This window comes from Streptomyces sp. NPDC049837 (assembly GCF_040674455.1).
Classification (GTDB): domain Bacteria; phylum Actinomycetota; class Actinomycetes; order Streptomycetales; family Streptomycetaceae; genus Streptomyces.
In genome coordinates this window covers 156,612-169,771 of the sequence record NZ_JBFAMP010000013.1, presented here as the reverse complement: position 1 = coordinate 169,771, position 13,160 = coordinate 156,612, and the positions used below count along the sequence as shown (strand labels likewise).

10 protein-coding genes and 1 pseudogene are annotated in these 13,160 nt (G+C 72.7%); 8 read left to right on the top strand and 3 right to left on the bottom strand.

Annotation, left to right across the window (positions count from 1 at the left end):
• Nucleotides 1–59 precede the first annotated feature (59 nt).
• The 6 genes and pseudogenes from iolC to AB0J57_RS29630 all read left to right on the top strand — a co-directional run bounded on the left by iolC (nt 60) and on the right by AB0J57_RS29630 (nt 6,869).
• Nucleotides 60–1,040, top strand: a complete 981-nt coding sequence (gene iolC / locus AB0J57_RS29655) for a 5-dehydro-2-deoxygluconokinase (protein WP_366131415.1) — start codon at nt 60–62, stop codon at nt 1,038–1,040.
• Nucleotides 1,037–1,930, top strand: coding sequence for a deoxyribose-phosphate aldolase (locus AB0J57_RS29650; RefSeq protein ID WP_366131414.1), 894 nt, complete (start codon nt 1,037–1,039; stop codon nt 1,928–1,930). Before iolC ends, AB0J57_RS29650 begins: the two co-directional genes overlap by 4 nt.
• Nucleotides 1,931–1,971: 41 nt before the next feature.
• Nucleotides 1,972–2,787, top strand: coding sequence for a 5-deoxy-glucuronate isomerase (iolB, locus tag AB0J57_RS29645; RefSeq protein ID WP_366131413.1), 816 nt, complete (start codon nt 1,972–1,974; stop codon nt 2,785–2,787).
• Complete coding sequence (gene iolD, locus AB0J57_RS29640; protein WP_366131412.1) at nt 2,784–4,673, top strand: 3D-(3,5/4)-trihydroxycyclohexane-1,2-dione acylhydrolase (decyclizing); 1,890 nt, start codon at nt 2,784–2,786, stop codon at nt 4,671–4,673. Before iolB ends, iolD begins: the two co-directional genes overlap by 4 nt.
• A 23-nt stretch (nt 4,674–4,696) precedes the next feature.
• Complete coding sequence (gene mmsA, locus AB0J57_RS29635; RefSeq protein WP_366131411.1) at nt 4,697–6,199, top strand: CoA-acylating methylmalonate-semialdehyde dehydrogenase; 1,503 nt, start codon at nt 4,697–4,699, stop codon at nt 6,197–6,199.
• 61 nt (nt 6,200–6,260) lie between these two features.
• Nucleotides 6,261–6,869: pseudogene (locus AB0J57_RS29630) on the top strand (DUF4291 domain-containing protein).
• Here the strand turns inward: AB0J57_RS29630 and AB0J57_RS29625 are convergent.
• Nucleotides 6,866–8,056: a S8 family serine peptidase gene (locus AB0J57_RS29625; protein ID WP_366131410.1), complete on the bottom strand. Its 1,191-nt coding sequence runs from the start codon at nt 8,054–8,056 to the stop codon at nt 6,866–6,868. The pseudogene AB0J57_RS29630 and the gene AB0J57_RS29625 sit on opposite strands and share 4 nt — an antisense overlap.
• 71 nt (nt 8,057–8,127) lie before the next feature.
• Nucleotides 8,128–8,559, bottom strand: coding sequence for a GNAT family N-acetyltransferase (locus AB0J57_RS29620; RefSeq protein WP_366131409.1), 432 nt, complete (start codon nt 8,557–8,559; stop codon nt 8,128–8,130).
• Between the two features lie 126 nt (nt 8,560–8,685).
• Here AB0J57_RS29620 and AB0J57_RS29615 point away from each other — a divergent pair, with 126 nt between their 5' ends.
• Together AB0J57_RS29615 and AB0J57_RS29610 are read left to right on the top strand one after the other, a co-directional pair.
• Nucleotides 8,686–11,457 (top strand): alpha/beta fold hydrolase, encoded by a 2,772-nt coding sequence (locus tag AB0J57_RS29615; protein WP_366131408.1) that lies wholly within the window; start codon nt 8,686–8,688, stop codon nt 11,455–11,457.
• Nucleotides 11,454–12,317, top strand: a complete 864-nt coding sequence (locus tag AB0J57_RS29610; RefSeq protein ID WP_366131407.1) for an ABC transporter permease — start codon at nt 11,454–11,456, stop codon at nt 12,315–12,317. The genes AB0J57_RS29615 and AB0J57_RS29610 overlap by 4 nt, the downstream gene beginning before the upstream one ends.
• A gap of 9 nt (nt 12,318–12,326) precedes the next feature.
• Here AB0J57_RS29610 and AB0J57_RS29605 read toward each other — a convergent pair whose 3' ends face one another.
• The gene (locus AB0J57_RS29605) at nt 12,327–12,965 is read right to left on the bottom strand and encodes a DNA-binding response regulator (protein ID WP_366131406.1); all 639 of its coding nucleotides are present in this window, start codon (nt 12,963–12,965) and stop codon (nt 12,327–12,329) included.
• Nucleotides 12,966–13,160 lie beyond the last annotated feature (195 nt).

Below are 13,160 nucleotides of genomic sequence, written 5' to 3'. Positions count from 1 at the left end.
TGACAGGCCTTCCGGGGGCGGCTAGACCTGACCACGGTGCCGACGCGAAGGGGACATGGATGGCGACCGATCCGTACGACCTCATCACCATGGGGCGCATCGGGGTGGACCTCTACCCCCTCCAGACCGGCGTGCCACTGGCGCGGGCCGAGACGTTCGGCAAGTTCCTCGGCGGCTCGGCCTCCAACGTGGCGGTCGCCGCCGCCCGGCTCGGCCGGCGGACCGCGCTGATCACCCGCACGGGTGCGGACCCGTTCGGCGAGTACCTCCACCAGGAGCTGCGCGCCTTCGGCGTGGACGACCGGTGGGTGACGCCCGTCGAGGCGTACCCGACCCCGCTCACCTTCTGCGAGATCTTCCCGCCCGACGACTTCCCGCTCTACTTCTACCGGCAGCCCAAGGCCCCGGACCTGGAGATCCACGAGCACGAGCTGGACCTGGCCGCCATCGCCGCCGCCCGGGTGTTCTGGATGACGGGTACCGGGCTCTGCGCCGAGCCCAGCCGGACGGCCACCCTCGCGGCCCTCGCCGCCCGGTCGGCCCCCACCGCCCACGACGGGCGGCTCACCGTCTTCGACCTCGACTGGCGCCCCATGTTCTGGTCCGGTGCCGACGAGGCCCGGCCCCACTACCGCGCGGCCCTCCGGCACGCCACCGTCGCCGTCGGCAACCTCGACGAGTGCGAGATCGCCACCGGTGAGCGCGAGCCGTACGCCGCCGCCCGCGCCCTCCTCGACGCGGGCGTCCGCCTCGCCGTCGTCAAGCAGGGCCCCAAGGGCGTCCTCGCCATGACCGCCGACGGCGACACCGCCGACGTACCGCCCGTCCCGGTCGAGGTCGTCAACGGCCTGGGCGCCGGGGACGCGTTCGGTGGGGCCCTGTGCCACGGCCTGCTCGCCGGCTGGGACCTGGAGCGGACCGTCCGGTACGCCAACGCCGCCGGCGCCATCGTCGCCTCCCGCCTCGCCTGCTCCTCCGCGATGCCCTTCCCCGACGAGGTGGAGCAGGCGCTCACCAGCGAGAGCGGCGGCACGCCATGACCGTCGACCTCGCGCACCTCGTCGCCGTCCGCACCCGGCACCCCGAAGCCGTCGCCGAGGCCGCCGCCCGCCGGAGGCGCCGGGCGCTCCTCGGCGAATCCGGCAAGCTGATGATCGTCGCCGCCGACCACCCCGCCCGGGGCGCCCTCGCCGTCGGGGACCGGCCGCTCGCCATGGCCAACCGCCTCGACCTGCTGGAACGGCTCTGCCTGGCGCTCTCCCGCCCCGGCGTCGACGGCGTCCTCGCCACCGCCGACATCCTCGACGACCTGCTCCTCCTCGGCGCCCTGGAGGACAAGGTGGTGATGGGGTCCATGAACCGCGGGGGCCTCGCGGGCGCCGCCTTCGAGCTGGACGACCGGTTCACCGGCCACCGCCCCGAGGACCTGGCCCGCCTCGGCTTCGACGCCGGCAAGCTGCTGCTGCGCATCGACCACACCGACCCCGGCTCCCTCACCACCCTCGCCTCCGCCGCCCGCACCATCGACGCCATGGCCGAGCGGCGGCTCCCCGTCTTCGTCGAACCGTTCCTCTCCCGCCGCGACCCGGTGGACGGCCGCGTGCGCAACGACCTGAGCCCCGACGCGGTGACCACCTCGCTCGCCATCGCCTCCGGGCTCGCCGGGACGTCCGCGTACACCTGGCTCAAGGTGCCCGTCACCGATGACCCCGACGACATGGCGCGGGTCATGGAGACCACGACCCTGCCCGCCGTCCTCCTCGGCGGCGACGTGGGGCCCGACCAGGACACGGCGTACGAGAAGTGGCGCAAGGCGCTGCGGCTGCCGACCGTCCAGGGCCTGGTGGTGGGCCGCTCGCTGCTCTATCCGGCGGACGGCGACGTCGCCGCCGCCGTCGACACGGCCGTGGGCCTGCTTCAAGGACTCTGATGACCGGTCCGAAGGGGTACGGAGAGGGGTACGGAGAGAGCATGACCGAGCAGAAGCTGTACGTACCGAGGGGCGAGGCCGCCCAGGGGCCCTACGCGCTCCACATCGACCCGAAAGCGGCCGGCTGGGGCTATTGCGCCCTCCGCGTCCTCGTCCTCGGCCCCGGCGAGTCCCACCTCTTCGCCACCGGAGACAGCGAGTGGGTGGTGCTTCCCCTCACCGGCGGTTGTACGGTGCAGGTCGACGGCGAGATCATCGAACTGCTCGGCCGGGAAAGCGTGTTCAGCGGCGTCACCGACTTCGCGTACCTACCGCGTGACGCCCACGCCCAGATCGCCTCCGGCGCGGGAGGCCGCTTCGCCCTGGCAGGAGCGAAGTGCGAGCGACGACTCCCCGCTCGCTACGGCCCCGCGCCGGAGGTACCGGTCGAGGCGCGCGGCAGCGGCGTCTGCGCCCGCGAGGTGCACAACTTCGCCGCCGCCGACACCTTCGACTGCGACCGGCTCATCGCCGTCGAGGTCATCACCCCCGGCGGCAACTGGTCCTCCTACCCGCCCCACAAACACGACGAGCACCTGCCGGGCGAGGAAGCGGAGCTGGAGGAGATCTACTACTTCGAGATCGAGGGCGACGGGGTGGGCTACCAGCGCGTGTCGCCGTCCCGCCCCGGCGGCGCCGACGTCCTCGCCGAGGTCCGCGGCGGCGACGCCGTCCTCGTACCGGACGGCTGGCACGGCCCGTCCATCGCCGCCCCCGGCCACACCATGTACTACCTCAACGTCATGGCCGGGCCGGGTGACGAACGGGAGTGGAAGATCCGCTTCCACCCCGACCACCGCACGGAGGGATACCGATGAGCAGCCCGAAGACCGGCACCCGGCGGCTCACCACCGCCCAGGCGCTCGTCGCCTTCCTGGCCCGCCAGTACACCGAGCGCGACGGGCAGCGCCACCGGCTCATCAACGCCACCTGGGGCATCTTCGGCCACGGCAATGTGGCGGGGATCGGCCAGGCCCTCGTCGAGTACGGGGACGAGATGCCCTACCTCCAGGGCCGCAACGAGCAGGCCATGGTGCACGCCGCCGTCGGTTACGCCCGCCAGTCCAACCGCCTGTCCGCCCACGCCGTCACCACCTCCATCGGCCCGGGCGCCACCAACCTCGTCACCGGCGCCGCGCTCGCCACCATCAACCACCTCCCGGTGCTGCTCCTGCCCGGCGACACCTTCGCGACCCGGCCCGCCGACCCGGTCCTCCAGCAGCTCGAAGTGCCCCACGCCGGTGACGTGTCCGTCAACGACACCCTCCGCCCCGTGTCGCGGTACTTCGACCGGGTCACCCGCCCCGAGGCGCTGGTTCCCGCCGCCCTCGCCGCCATGCGTGTGCTCGCCGACCCCGCCACCACCGGCGCGGTCACGCTCGCGCTGCCGCAGGACGTGCAGGCGGAAGCGTTCGACTGGCCGGAGGAGTTCTTCGCCGAACGCGTCTGGCAGGTGCGCCGCCCACAGCCCGACCCGGCCGGACTGGACGCCGCCGTCCAGGCGATCACGGCGGCCGAGCGGCCCCTGATCATCGCCGGCGGCGGCGTCCACCACAGCCGCGCCGAACCCGCCCTGGCCGCCCTCGCCGGCGCGACCGGCATCCCCGTCGCCTGCACCCAGGCCGGCAAGGGCGCCCTGCCGCACGGCCACCCCGCCGACGTCGGCGCCATCGGCCACACCGGTACCTCCACCGCCAACAGCCTCGCGCGCACCGCCGACCTGGTGATCGGCGTCGGCACCCGCTACTCCGACTTCACCACCGCGTCCGCCACGCTCTTCGCCCATCCCTGCGTCCGGTTCGTCAACCTCAACATCACCGGCTTCGACGCCCACAAGATGGCCGCGCTGCCACTGGTCGCCGACGCCCGCGAGGGCCTGGACCACCTCGCGCGAGCCCTCCAGGGGTACACCGTCCCCGCGCAGTACCAGATCGAGTACCACGAGGAGCGCATCCGCTGGGAGGCGCGCGTCACCTCCGCGTACACCCCCGAGAGCGACGACGCGCGCCCCACCCAGCCGCAGGTCCTGGGCGCACTCGACACCCTGGTCGACGGCGACGACATCCTGATCAACGCCGCCGGATCGCTCCCCGGCGACCTGCACAAGCTCTGGCGGGCCCGCTCCCACGACCAGTACCACGTCGAGTACGGGTACTCCTGCATGGGCTACGAGATCCCCGCCGCCATCGGCGTCGCCCTCGCCGCCCCCGGCCGCCCCGTCTGGGCCCTCGTCGGCGATGGTACGTACCTGATGAACCCCACCGAGATCGTCACCGCCGTCCAGGAGAACGTGCCCATCAAGGTGGTCGTCCTCCAGAACCACGGGTACGCCTCGATCGGCGGCCTCTCCGAGTCCGTGGGCGCCGAACGGTACGGCACCGCCTACCGCTACCGGGCCCCCGACGGCACGTACACCGGCGACCCGCTCCCCGTCGACCTCGCCGCCAACGCCGCCTCCCTCGGCATGCGCGTCCTGCGGGCCCACACCGTCCGTGACCTGCGAGAAGCCCTCGCCGAGGCCCGCGCGGCGACCGTCCCCACATGTGTCTACGTCGAGACCGAAACGGCAGACACAGTGTCGGGCGCGCCCGCCGCCGAGGCATGGTGGGATGTGCCCGTGGCCGAGACCGCGACCCGTACACCGGCGGTCAAGGCCCGGGAGGAGTACGACCGGCAAGTCGCAGCCCGACGCCGCCATCTGTGAAGCATCTGAAGGAGCTTTTCGTCATGACGAAGATCGTCAACCACTGGATCGGTGGCAAGACCGTCGAAGGCACGTCGGGCAACTGGGGACCGGTCACCGACCCGGCGACCGGCGCCGTCACCACGAAGGTCGCCCTCGCGTCCGCCGAGGAGGTCGACGCGGCCGTCGCCGCGGCCAGGGCCGCGTACGAGACGTGGGGGACGTCGTCGCTGGCCCAGCGCACCACCGTGCTGTTCAAGTACCGCGCGCTGCTCGACGCCCACCGCGACGAGATCGCCGCCCTGATCACCGCCGAGCACGGCAAGGTCCACTCCGACGCCCTCGGCGAGGTCGCGCGCGGCCTGGAGATCGTCGAGCTGGCGTGCGGCATCACCGTCCAGCTCAAGGGCGAGCTGTCCACCCAGGTCTCCAACCGGGTCGACGTCGCCGCCATCCGCCAGCCGCTCGGCGTGGTCGCCGGCATCACGCCGTTCAACTTCCCGGCGATGGTGCCGATGTGGATGTTCCCGCTGGCCATCGCCTGCGGCAACACCTTCGTGCTCAAGCCCAGCGAGAAGGACCCGTCCGCCGCCAACCTGCTCGCCGAGCTGGCCTCCCAGGCGGGCCTGCCCGACGGCGTCCTCAACGTCGTCCACGGCGACAAGGTGGCCGTGGACGCACTGCTGGAGCACCCGGACGTCGCCGCCGTCTCCTTCGTCGGCTCGACGCCGATCGCCAGGTACATCCACACCACCGCCTCGGCGAACGGCAAGCGCGTCCAGGCCCTCGGCGGTGCCAAGAACCACATGCTGGTCCTGCCCGACGCCGACCTCGACGCGGCCGCCGACGCGGCGGTCTCGGCGGCGTACGGCTCGGCGGGCGAGCGCTGCATGGCGATCTCGGCGGTCGTCGCGGTCGGCGCGATCGGCGACGAGCTCGTGGAGAAGATCCGCGAGCGCGCCGAGAAGATCAAGATCGGCCCCGGAAACGACCCCACCTCCGAGATGGGTCCGCTGATCACCGCCGCCCACCGCGACAAGGTCGCCTCGTACGTCACCGGCGCCGCCGCCCAGGGCGCGGAGGTCGTCCTCGACGGCACCGGCTACACCGTCGACGGGTTCGAGGACGGCCACTGGATCGGCCTGTCCCTGCTCGACAAGGTGTCCACCGACTCCGACGCCTACCGCGACGAGATCTTCGGCCCGGTGCTGTGCGTGCTGCGCGCCGACACCTACGAGGAGGGCGTCCGCCTCATCAACGACTCGCCGTTCGGCAACGGCACCGCCATCTTCACCCGCGACGGCGGCGCCGCCCGCCGCTTCCAGCTCGAAATCCAGGCGGGCATGGTCGGCGTGAACGTGCCGATCCCGGTGCCCGTCGGCTACCACTCCTTCGGTGGCTGGAAGGACTCCCTCTTCGGCGACCACCACATCTACGGCAACGACGGCGTCCACTTCTACACCCGCGGCAAGGTCGTCACCACCCGCTGGCCCGACCCGTCCGAAGCCCCGGCGGGCGTCGACCTGGGCTTCCCGCGCAACCACTGACGCATTCCGGCCCGGAGAAAACGGCTGGCCCCGACCGGGGCCGGCCGTTGATCCTTTCGCCATGTACGAAGAGGAACCCAAGTACCGCATCCGGGCCCTGCACACCGACGACACGGTGACCGTCTACCAGGCGTACCGGCCCGCCATCGGCGTCCCCGCCGCCCGCGACGGCCGCTTCCCCGCCTCCTGGAAGCGGGACCGGATGACGTGAATCAAGCCGAGCTTCCTGTGGATGATGTACCGCTGCGGCTGGGCCGCCAAGGAGGGCCAGGAGACGGTCCTCGCCGTCGAGATCACCCGTGACGGCTTCGAATGGGCGCTGCGCCACGCCTGCCTGTCGCACTACAAGATCGGGTTCCACCCCGACCAGGCCACCTGGAAGCGGCAGTTGCGCCAGTCGCCGGCCCGCGTCCAGTGGGACCCCGAGCGGGACCTGCGTCTCGCGCCGCTGCCGTACCGCTCGCTCCAGCTCGGGCTCGCGGGTGAGGCGTCCGCGCGGTACGCCGACGAGTGGATGGTCTCCATACGGGACGTGACGCCGCTCGCCCGTGAGATGCACGCCCTGGTGCGCGCAGGGGACCTGGAGGGCGCGCAACGGCTGATGCCCGAGGAGCGTCCGTACCCGGCGGGTGCGGAGCTCCTCGGGCACCTCGTGCCGCAGGGGTCTTAGAACAGCGAGTACAGCAGCTTGTTCGGGGAGCCCGTGATCGCGTTCTGGACCTTGCCGGTCGTGGCGTTGTTCACCAGTGCGTCCCGCACCTGTGCCGGGGAGGCGGTGGGGTGCTTCGAGAGGTACAGGGCCGCCACGCCCGCCGTGTGGGGCGCCGCCATCGACGTACCGGAGATGGTGTTCGTCGCCGTGTCGCTGGTGCGCCAGGCCGAGGTGACCTTCACGCCCGGGGCGAAGAGGTCCACGCAGGTGCCGTAGTTGGAGAACGAGGCCCGGCGGTCCGCGTTGTCCGTGGCGCCGACCGTGATCGCCTCCGGGACGCGGGCGGGGGACGTGTTGCAGGCGTTCTCCGGCAGGCCCAGGATGTTGCCGTTGCCCGCCGCGATGGCGTACGAGACGCCCGACGCGATCGACCGCTTGACGGCGTTGTCGAGCGACGTGTTCGCGCTGCCGCCCAGGCTCATGTTGGCGACCGCCGGCTTCACGGCGTTCGCCGTCACCCAGTCCACGCCCGCGATGACACCGGCCGTCGTACCCGAGCCGTTGCAGTCCAGGACGCGGACGGCGATCAGCTTGGCCGCCTTCGCCACGCCGTACGTCTTGCCGCCGACCGTGCCGGCGACGTGCGTGCCGTGGCCCTGGCAGTCCTGCCCGTTCTGGCCGCCGCCGACGGTGTCCGTGCCGACCACCGCCCGGCCGCCGAACTCGCTGTGCGAGGTCCGGATGCCGGTGTCGATGATGTACGCGTTCACGTTCGACGCGGAGGTGTTGTACGTGTACGTGGTCGACAGCGGCAGGTCGCGCTGGTCGATGCGGTCCAGGCCCCAGGTGGCGTTCGGCTGGGTGGCGTTGAGGCGGACCGTCTGGTTCTGCTCGACGTACGCGACCCTCGGGTCGGCGGCGAGAGCGGCGGCCTTCGCCTTCGACATGGTCGTGGAGAACCCGTCGAGGGCGCTGCGGTAGGTGTGCTGCGGCGTGACGCCGAGGTCGGCGGCGCGCGTCGAGCCGTCCTTGAGGACGACGATCCAGCTATTCGAAACGGCGGTTTCCGTGGGGGCGAGACGGAGGTCGCCGACCTGCGCGGAGTGCGCGGTGGGGGTGACGGCGAACTGCAGACCGGCCGCGAGGGCGACGACGGGTATCAGCGCGCCGAGGCGGCGGTGGGGCCTGCGGGATGGGGCTCTCATCTCGGGGGCACCTGACCTTTCTTCCGGACGGCCCCACAGCGTCTCGGCTGGTCATGTACCGCACAAGGGTTCTACTCGGACCTCTTCACTTCGTCGCCGAATTCCCACGTCAGCATGGCGAATTCTCCATCGTCCAAAGCCCCGGCCGAGCGATACGTCGCCAATGCCGGATCGTTGTCGGTGTCCACCCCGACCCACATGTCGTAACAGCCCCGCTCACGGGCGACGGCGGCCAGCGCCTCGGTCAGCGCCCGGCCGATGCCACGCCGCCGGTACCGCTCGTCGACGGACAATTCGTACAGACACATCTCCGTGCCCTTGTCCGGGTGCAGCATCTCGACGCCCGACACCATCCCGGCCGGTACGCCGTCCACATGGGCGATGAGCATCAGATGGCCGGGCGCCGCGAGGAACCGCTCGGCCCACTCGGCGCGCGCCGGGCCGTCGTAGAGGTGCTGCGCCTCGATGAGCTCGGCGACGGTCGCCGCACGGCGGATCTCCATGGCGTTCCTGTCCTCTCGTGTACCGCGTCCGGTGTACGGCGACCGTAGTGCGTACACCTCAGGAAGGCCTCCGAGTTCCGCCGTAGGGCGCCAGGACGGGGGTGGCGTGGCGCTTAGGGTCTAGGCATGCAGATCCGATTCCCCGGCCGCCGGGCGGCCGCCACCGCCGCCGCCGTCGTGCTGCTCGCGGGTGCCGGCACCTGGACCGCCGTCGCGTCGGACGGTGAACCGTCCGTGCACCGCGAGGACACGGTGATGGAGATGCCGGGAGCGAGGATCGACACGTCGTTCTTCACCTCCGGCCAGGGCGACGGCCGCCGCCCCGCCGTGCTCCTCGGGCACGGCTTCGGCGGCAGCAAGGAGGACGTGCGGGCCCAGGCCGAGACGCTGGCGCGGGACGGGTACGCCGTGCTGACCTGGTCCGCGCGCGGCTTCGGCGGCTCGACCGGACGCATCGGGCTCAACGACCCGGACTTCGAGGTCAAGGACGTCTCGCGGCTCATCGACTGGCTCGCGAAACGCCCCGAGGTGCGGCTCGACGGCGACGGCGACCCCAGGGTCGGCGTGTCGGGCTCGTCGTACGGCGGGGCGATCTCATTGCTGGCGGCGGGGTACGACAAGCGGGTGGACGCGATCGCCCCGCAGATCACGTACTGGAATCTGGCGGACGCGCTCTTCCCGGACGGCGTCTTCAAGAAACTGTGGGCCGGCATCTTCTTCACCACGGGCACGGCGGCCTCGTCCGACCGGCCCGAGGCCCCGGCCCGGCCTCCGGGCGAGCCTCCCGGCGAGGGCGACCAGCCCCCGGGCCGGAACGCGGGCGGTGCCGAGGCGCCGGACACGGCCGGCGGGCCCACCCGTGCCACCGCGCCGGGTGCGGCCGCCTGCGGGCGGTTCCAGGACGTGCTGTGCGCCATGTACGAGCGGGTGGCCGTCGCCGGGAAGCCGGACGCCGCCGCGCGGGCGCTGCTCGCAGCACGCAGCCCCTCCGCCGTCGGCGATCGCATCAAGGTGCCCGCGCTCATCGTGCAGGGGCAGGCCGACTCCCTCTTCCCGCTGTCCCACGCCGACGCCATGGCCAAGGCCATCCGCGCCAACGGCGCACCCGTCGCCGTCGACTGGATCGCGGGCGGGCACGACGGCGGCGACCGCGAAGCCGGGCGCGTCGAGGCACGCATCGGCGCCTGGTTCGACCGGTACCTCAAGGAGGACACCGGCGCCGGCACCGGCCCCGCCTTCCGGGTCAGCCGCACCGGCGGCGTCGACTCCACCGACGGGCAGGCCCAACTGCGCGGCGCCACCGGAGACAGCTACCCCGGCCTTCGCAGCGGGGCCCGCACCCTCGCGCTCACCGGCCGCCCGCAGACGTTCCGCAACCCCGCCGGGGCCACCCCGCCCGCCATCTCCGCCGTACCCGGCCTCGGCGGCGGGCTGTCGCAACTGTCGTCGCTCGGGGTGGGCCTGTCGCTCGACTTCCCGGGGCAGTTCGCCCGGTTCGAGTCCCAGCCCCTCACCGAGCCGTTGCGCATCACCGGCTCGCCCACCGTTCGCGTCACCGTCGCGTCCGACACCGGCGAGGCGGTCCTGTTCGGCAAGGTGTACGACGTGGGGCCGGACGGACGCCAACAGGTGCTGCCCGCCCAGCTCGTCAGCCCCGTCCGCGTCGAGGGCGCGAAGAACGGCAAGGCCGTCGAGCTGACGCTGCCCGCCATCGACCACGAGGTGGAGGCCGGGCACCGGCTGCGCCTCGTCCTCGCCGCCACCGACCTCGGCTACGCCACCCCGGCCGCCCCGGCGGCGTACACCGCCGGCGTGACCGGCGGCCTGTCCGTACCCACCGCCCCCGCCGTACGCACCCAGGCCGCCGGCCTGCCCTGGTGGGTGTGGGGCCTCCCGGCCGGCGGCGCCCTGATCGCCGGCGCCCTGCTGCTCACCGCCCACCGCCGCACCACCGCGCCCGCACCCGATCCGGCGCTCGCCGGCGTACCGCTCCAGATCACCGGACTGACGAAGAAGTACGCCAAGTCCGCCGACCGGTACGCCGTCCGGGACCTCTCCTTCCGGGTCGAGAAGGGGCAGGTCCTCGGGCTCCTCGGGCCGAACGGCGCCGGCAAGACCACCACCCTGCGCATGCTCATGGGCCTGATCACCCCCGACGACGGGGAGATCCGGGTCTTCGGCCACGCCATCCGGCCGGGCGCGCCCGTCCTGTCCAGGGTCGGCGCGTTCGTCGAGGGCGCGGGCTTCCTGCCGCACCTGTCGGGGCGCGAGAACCTGGAGCTGTACTGGCGGGCCACCGGCCGCCCCGCCGAGGACGCCCACATCGACGAGGCCCTGGAGATCGCCGGTCTCGGCGATGCGCTGGCCCGGGCCGTGCGCACCTACTCGCAGGGCATGCGGCAGCGGCTCGCCATCGCCCAGGCGATGCTCGGCCTGCCGGACCTCCTCATCCTCGACGAACCGACCAACGGACTGGACCCGCCGCAGATCCGTGAGATGCGGGACGTGATGATCCGGTACGCGGCCGGTGGCCGGACCGTCATCGTCTCCAGCCACCTCCTGTCGGAGGTCGAGCAGTCCTGCACGCACCTGGTGGTCATGGACCGTGGCCGGCTCGTCCAGGCGGGCCCGGTCGCCGAGATCACCGGCGCGGGCGACACCCTGCTCGTCACGACCGCCGGTGACGTGCCCGAGCCGCTGCTCGACAAGGTCGGCGCCCTGCCCGGCATCGGCTCGGTGGTACGGACGGACGGCGGCCTGCTGGTACGGCTGGACGGCGCGACCGCCACCGCCCTGATCACCGAACTCGTCCGGCTGGACGTGCCGGTGACCGGCGTCGGCCCGCACCGCCGCCTTGAGGACGCGTTCCTCACCCTGATCGGAGGAGGACCCGCGTGACGACCACGACCGGCACCCCGGCCGCGCCCGGCTACCGGGCCGGGCACACCCTGCCGCTGCGCGTCGAAGCCGTACGCCAGTTGAAGCGGCGCCGCACCCTCGTCATGGGCGCGGTGCTGGCCGCCCTGCCCTTCGTGCTGATCGCCGCCTTCGCGATCGGCGGCGGACCGGACGGGCGCGGCAACGACCGCATCACCCTGATGGACACGGCGACCGCGTCGGGCGCCAACTTCGCCGCCACGTGCCTGTTCGTCTCGGCCGGCTTCCTGCTGGTGGTGCCGGTGGCGCTGTTCTGCGGCGACACGGTGGCGTCCGAGGCCAGTTGGTCCTCCCTCCGCTATCTGCTGGCCGCGCCCGTGCCGCGCGCCCGGCTGCTGTGGTCGAAGCTGGCCGTGGCGCTCGCGTTCAGCGCGGCGGCGATGCTGCTGCTGCCGTTGGTCGCTCTGGCGGCGGGCACGGTCGCGTACGGCTGGGGGCCGCTGGAGCTGCCCACGGGCGGCTCCCTCGCCACGGCCGACACGGTGCCGCGCCTCGCGCTGGTCGTCGCGTTCATCTTCGTCTCCCAGTTGGTCACGGCGGGCCTCGCCTTCTGGCTCTCGACCAGGACCGACGCCCCGCTCGGCGCGGTCGGTGGCGCGGTCGGTCTGACGATCATCGGCAATGTGCTGGACGCGGTGACGGCGCTCGGCTCGTGGCGCGACTTCCTGCCCGCGCACTGGCAGTTCGCCTGGGCCGACGCGCTCCAGCCGCAACTGGAGTGGGGTGGGATGCTCAAGGGCGCGGCGGTGTCCGTGACCTACGCCCTGGTCCTGTTCGCGCTCGCGTTCCGGGGGTTCGCGCGCAAGGACATCGTGTCCTAGGCCGCCGCCTCACAGCCAGCCACGACGGGCCGCTTCCGCTCCCGCACGGAAGCGGCTCGTCGTGCCCAGGGCCGCGAGCAGCTCGCCCACACGCCGGCTGTACGTACGCCCCGATATCCCCAGCCGCGCGGCGGCCGTCTCGTCCGTGAGGCCGGCGAGCAGGGCCTCCAGCACCGGCCGTAGGTGCGTCGGCAGCGATCCGGGCGGTGACGGGCGCGCGGTGACCTCCTCGCCCATCTCCCACCAGGCGTGGTGGGCCCGGACGAGGGCCTGCACCACCACCGGGTCCCGGATCAGAAGTAACCCGTTGTAGAGCAGTTCGAGATCGAGGGGGATGGCGGCGACCGTACGGTCCACCAAGATCATCTTGAACGGGATGGACTCCGTGAGTCTGGCCCGGCCCGGCAGCCGCGCCGCCCCCGGGGCGTCGGCGGCGGTGACCCTGGAGAGCGCGTGGCGCGGGACGATCTGACGCACCGTACGGACCCGCTCCGTCGCCGTGCGCACACATGTGCCGGCGAGCTCCAGGAAGGGCGCGGGGATCGACAGGCCCAGGCAGGCGGCCGGGTCGTCGAAGGTGAGCACCTCACGACGGGCGGACTCGGTGAGCGCGGCGAGCGTCGCGCAGATCTGTCTCGTCCCGCGCACGGGCTGCCCGGCCGGCCGCGGTGACTGCGGCGGCACGGCGCCCCCCGGTGTCGTGTCTCTTAAAGCCGCTCGACCGAGCACGGAGCCCGGAACGTTCGCCACGGCTGACCACCCCCGCCATCCCCTTGGAACGTACGCAACTCCATGTACGCATGTGACTGCGCACGGTGACAAGAGCAAGTTCAGGGGTTGGCG

Coding starts and splice junctions, on each gene's coding strand:
- iolC (WP_366131415.1), top strand. CDS start 60: ATGGCGACCGATCCGTACGACCTCATCACCATGGGGCGCATCGGGGTG.
- AB0J57_RS29650 (WP_366131414.1), top strand. CDS start 1,037: ATGACCGTCGACCTCGCGCACCTCGTCGCCGTCCGCACCCGGCACCCC.
- iolB (WP_366131413.1), top strand. CDS start 1,972: ATGACCGAGCAGAAGCTGTACGTACCGAGGGGCGAGGCCGCCCAGGGG.
- iolD (WP_366131412.1), top strand. CDS start 2,784: ATGAGCAGCCCGAAGACCGGCACCCGGCGGCTCACCACCGCCCAGGCG.
- mmsA (WP_366131411.1), top strand. CDS start 4,697: ATGACGAAGATCGTCAACCACTGGATCGGTGGCAAGACCGTCGAAGGC.
- AB0J57_RS29625 (WP_366131410.1), bottom strand. CDS start 8,056: ATGAGAGCCCCATCCCGCAGGCCCCACCGCCGCCTCGGCGCGCTGATA.
- AB0J57_RS29620 (WP_366131409.1), bottom strand. CDS start 8,559: ATGGAGATCCGCCGTGCGGCGACCGTCGCCGAGCTCATCGAGGCGCAG.
- AB0J57_RS29615 (WP_366131408.1), top strand. CDS start 8,686: ATGCAGATCCGATTCCCCGGCCGCCGGGCGGCCGCCACCGCCGCCGCC.